The sequence below is a fragment of the Magnetospirillum fulvum MGU-K5 genome (assembly GCF_000442515.1).
In the GTDB taxonomy this organism is placed as follows: domain Bacteria; phylum Pseudomonadota; class Alphaproteobacteria; order Rhodospirillales; family Magnetospirillaceae; genus Phaeospirillum; species Phaeospirillum fulvum_B.
The window spans coordinates 1-4,540 of sequence record NZ_AQPH01000125.1 but is presented as its reverse complement, the minus strand read 5'-3'; the positions used below and the strand labels follow the sequence as shown (position 1 = coordinate 4,540).

Annotated in this window: 2 protein-coding genes; both read left to right on the top strand. The window is 65.1% G+C overall.

Features of this window, described 5'->3' with window-relative positions:
* Nucleotides 1-138: 138 nt before the first annotated feature.
* Nucleotides 139-2,976, top strand: coding sequence for an Rne/Rng family ribonuclease (locus K678_RS16895; RefSeq protein WP_021133694.1), 2,838 nt, complete (start codon nt 139-141; stop codon nt 2,974-2,976).
* 125 nt (nt 2,977-3,101) lie between these two features.
* A complete protein-coding gene (locus K678_RS16890; RefSeq protein ID WP_021133693.1) occupies nt 3,102-4,463 on the top strand; it encodes an alkaline phosphatase family protein in 1,362 nt (453 codons plus the stop codon).
* The last annotated feature ends 77 nt before the right edge of the window (nt 4,464-4,540 follow it).

The window sequence follows — 4,540 nt, the reverse complement described above, 5'->3', positions numbered from 1 at the left end:
AGATCGTGGACACCGTCGCAGGTCTTGCCGGCATTACGACCGATCGCGCGCCCATGCGGCGCCCCGGCTTCGCCGGATCAGACAGCAGCTTGCTCGCGCGCCATGCGTCGCGAGCGGCGCCACGGAGTTATGGATTTAATGGTCAAACGTATGTTGATCGATGCCACGCATCCGGAGGAGACCCGGGTCGTCGTGGTGAATGGGACTCGCCTCGACGAGCTTGATGTCGAAACCTCCACCAAGCGTCAGCTGAAGGGGAATATCTACCTCGCCAAGGTCGTTCGCGTCGAACCGTCGCTTCAGGCGGCGTTCGTCGAATATGGCGGCAACCGTCACGGCTTCCTGGCCTTCAGCGAAATCCACCCGGATTACTTCCAGATTCCGGTTGCCGACCGTCAGGCTTTGATCGCGGCCCAGCGCGCCGAAGTGATGCGCGAATCCGCCGCAGATCGCGACGAGGCTCCCCAGGGTGACGGTGCCGAACTGTCCGAGGCCGCCGAGGGCACTGACGCGGCCGCGCCCGAGTCCGGTGATGCCGCCGATGCCGCCACCGTCGATGCGGCCGAGTCCGAGCGCCAGCAGGCGGTCGAGACCGTCGGCGGCGACGACGATGCCGAGTCCGAGCGCCGTCGCGCCAAGCTGCTGCGCAATTACAAAATTCAGGAAGTCATCAAGCGCCGCCAGATCATGCTGGTACAGGTGGTGAAGGAAGAGCGCGGCAATAAGGGCGCGGCTCTGACCACCTATCTGTCGCTGGCTGGCCGCTATTGCGTCCTGATGCCGAACACCGCGCGCGGCGGCGGGGTGTCGCGCAAGATCGTCAGCGCCACCGACCGGCGTCGGCTGAAGGCGATCGCCAACGAGATTGATGTGCCGGACGGAATGGCGGTGATTATCCGCACCGCCGGGTCCGAGCGGTCGAAGACCGAGATCCGTCGCGATTACGAATATCTGATCCGGATGTGGGAAAGCGTGCGGGAACTGACCCTGAGTTCGACCGCGCCCGCTTTGGTCTATGAAGAGGCCAGCCTGATCAAGCGTTCGATCCGCGATCTGTATTCCCGCGACATCGACGAAGTGCTGGTTGACGGCGACGAGGGCTATCGCCTCGCCAAGGATTACATGCGCATGCTGACTCCCAGCCATGCCAAGAAGGTCCAGCCCTACAAAGACCCGATCATGCCGCTGTTCCACCGCTATCAGGTGGAAACCCAGCTCGATGCGATGCACAGCCCGGTGGTCCAGCTGAAGTCGGGCGGCTATATCGTCATTTCGCAGACCGAGGCCCTGGTCGCGATCGACGTCAATTCCGGTCGCGCCACCCGCGAACGCCATATCGAAGAGACGGCGGTCAAGACCAACCTGGAGGCCGCCGACGAAGTGGCGCGCCAGTTGCGCCTGCGCGATCTCGCCGGTCTGATCGTCATCGACTTCATCGACATGGAAGAAAGCCGCAACAACCATGCGGTCGAACGCCGGGTCAAGGAAGCGTTGAAGAACGATCGTGCCCGCATCCAGGTCGGCAAGATCAGTGCCTTTGGCCTGCTTGAGCTGTCGCGCCAGCGGCTGCGCCCGTCCTTGCAGGAAACCACCTTCACCCCCTGCCGTCATTGCGGTGGCACTGGTCTGGTCCGCTCGGTCGAATCCGCCGCGGTCCATGTGCTGCGCGCGATCGAGGAAGAGGGCATCCGTCGCCGTTCGTCCGAAGTGACGATGTATGTGCCGACCCCGATCGCGCTCTACATCCTCAATCAGAAGCGCGACGCCCTGGCCCTGATCGAGGCGCGCTACGAATTCACCGTGTTGCTGTCGGGTGACGATACCCTGATCCCGCCCGCGTTCCGGATGGATCGGATCAAGGCCGAGTTCCGCCCCGACGAACCGGCCCGCGCGGTGGTGTCGATGGACGACAACATGGCCGCCCGCATTTCGGCCGAGGAAGCCGAGGACGTTGTCGAAGTCGAAATCGACGATGCCGAGGATGAGGACGAGGAAGACGAGAAGGAAACCGCCGCCACGGGGGCCGAGGCCCGCACCGAGGACGGCGAGACCGATGCCAGCGGGGCCAAGCGTCGCCGTCGCCGTCGCCGCAACAAGCGTAAGCCCGGCGATGCGCCGCAGGATGGCGCGGTCGAGACCGCTCCTGGCGTGGTGTCCACCGTCAGCGATGACGAACCCGGCGAGGACGGGGCCGAGGGCGAGGCCGATGGCGACGAATCCGACGAGGACGAAGACGCCAACCGTCTTGATGCGGGCGACGGCGATCAGCCGCGCAAGCGTCGTCGCGGTCGTCGTGGCGGTCGGCGTCGGCGTCGGCGCGAGGACATGGGGCCGGAGGGTGTCGAGGCCGAGGCGGGCGAAGAGTCCGCCGCCGCTGCCGGGGACGAGTCCACTCCGGTTGCCGAGGATGTCTCGGATGTCGCTCCGGCGGTTGCTCCGGTCGAGATCGCGGCTCCCGAAGCCCCGGTCGTTGTCGAAGCGGTCGCCGCCCCGGTGGCCGAGCCTGTCCTGGTCGATCTGCCCGTTATCGCGCCGCCCGAGCCTGCTCTGACCGCCGAGGAACCGGCGGCGGAAAAGCCGAAGCGTCGTCGCGCTCCCCGCAAGAAGGCGGCGGCCGAAACCGAGCCTGGTGCCGATGCCGCTCCCGAGGCGGCTGCGGCGACCGAGGCGGAAAAGCCGAAGCGTCGCCGTGCCCCGCGCAAGAAGGCGGTGGCCGAAGCCGAAACCACGTCCGCGCCGCTGTTCGAAGCGGTTCCGGCACCGTTGTTCGACGTTGCCCCCGTGGCCGAAGCGGCGGTTGCGGCTGTCCCGGCCCCGGTGATCGAGGTCGTTTCGGCTCCGGCCCCGGCTGCGCCTGCTCCGGTCGTCGAGGCGGCCCCCGCTCCGGCTCCGGTTGCTCCGGCCGCCGAAGAAACTGCCGCTCCGCTGCCGGTCAATCCGCCCCGGCGCGGCTGGTGGAACCGTCTGGTTCCCTGATCTCTGATCGTGATCCCTTCGCCGTCATGATGACGGCGAAGGGATCACTCTCATCATCGAAGCTTCATCGTTGTGATCGCGTCTTCCGGGTAAAATGACTCCTCCGTCTATCCGGGGGGAGCACCATGACGACCAAATTTCTTGCCGCCACTGTTGCCTTCGCCGCGCTGTTCGCCGCGTCGGCTCCTGCCCAGGCCGCTCCGGCCGGGGTGGAGAAGATCAACCACATCGTGGTGATCTATCTGGAAAACCGCAGTTTCGACAATCTGTTCGGGCTGTTTCCCGGCGCCAATGGGCTGGAGCAGGCCAAAACTGCCCCGGTTCAGGTCGACCGCGGCGGCAAGCCCTATGTTGTGCTGCCGCCGATCCTGGACGAGCAGACCAAGCAGCCCGATCCCCGCTTCCCCGCCGAATTGGCCAATCGGCCGTTCGATGTCGGCCAGTATGTCAAGCTGACCGAGAAGCACCGCGATCTGGTCCACCGCTTCTACCAGAACCAGGAACAGATCAATGGTGGCCGCAATGACAAATATGCGGCGTGGTCCGATGCCGGGGGGCTGGTGCTGGGCTATTACGACACGTCGGGAACGCTGATGTGGCGGCTGGCCAAGGAATTCACCCTGGCCGACAATTTCTATCAGGCGGCGTTCGGCGGATCGTTCCTGAACCATTTCTGGCTGATCTGCGCCTGCACCCCTGAATTCAAGGATGCACCAGAGGCGATCCGCGCCAAGCTCGACACTGACGGGCATCTGGTCAAGGACGGGGCGGTGACCCCCGACGGCTATGCCGTTAACACGACCTTTTCGTTCTATCCGCCCTATCCCGCCACTTCCACCGATCTGGCCCGCCGCCTGCCGCCGCAGACCTTGCCCAATATCGGTGATCGCCTGACCGAGAAAAAGGTGTCGTGGGCGTGGTATTCCGGGGGCTATGCCGCCGCCCAGGCCGGGCGTAACGAAGGCAACTTCCAGTACCACCACCAGCCCTTCGTCTATTTCGCCAGCACCGGCGAGGGGACCAAGGCCAAGGCCGAGCATCTGAAGGACGAAGCCGATCTGTTCAAGGCGGTGTCGCATGGCACCCTGGAACGGGTGGTGTTCTATAAGCCGGTCGGCGACGAAAACCAGCATCCCGGTTATGCCGATGTCGCCAGCGGTGACGCCAAGGCGGGCAAGCTGATCGAAGCGATCCGCACCAGCCCGCTGTGGAAGGATACCGCGATCATCGTTACCTATGACGAAAACGGCGGGTTCTGGGATCACGCCGCGCCCCCCAAGGCCGACCGCTGGGGGCCGGGCACCCGCATCCCGGCTATCGTGATCTCGCCTTATGCCAAGCGCGGCTTTGTCGATCACACCCCCTATGACACCACCTCGATCCTGAAGCTGATCGAGACCCGCCACGGGCTGAAGCCGCTGGGGACGCGCGACGCCGCCGCCAACGACCTCACCAACGCGTTCGATTTCACGGCGTCGGTCAAATAGGGCGGTTTGTTATCGGAGGAGAGCTTCCCTGGTCGGGCTTCCGCCCGAACCCGATCGGGGGACATCCCCCGATCCCC

What these genes read in the sequence shown, in the direction of transcription:
- K678_RS16895 (WP_021133694.1), top strand. Translation starts at nt 139, where the DNA reads ATGGTCAAACGTATGTTGATCGATGCCACGCATCCGGAGGAGACCCGG.
- K678_RS16890 (WP_021133693.1), top strand. Translation starts at nt 3,102, where the DNA reads ATGACGACCAAATTTCTTGCCGCCACTGTTGCCTTCGCCGCGCTGTTC.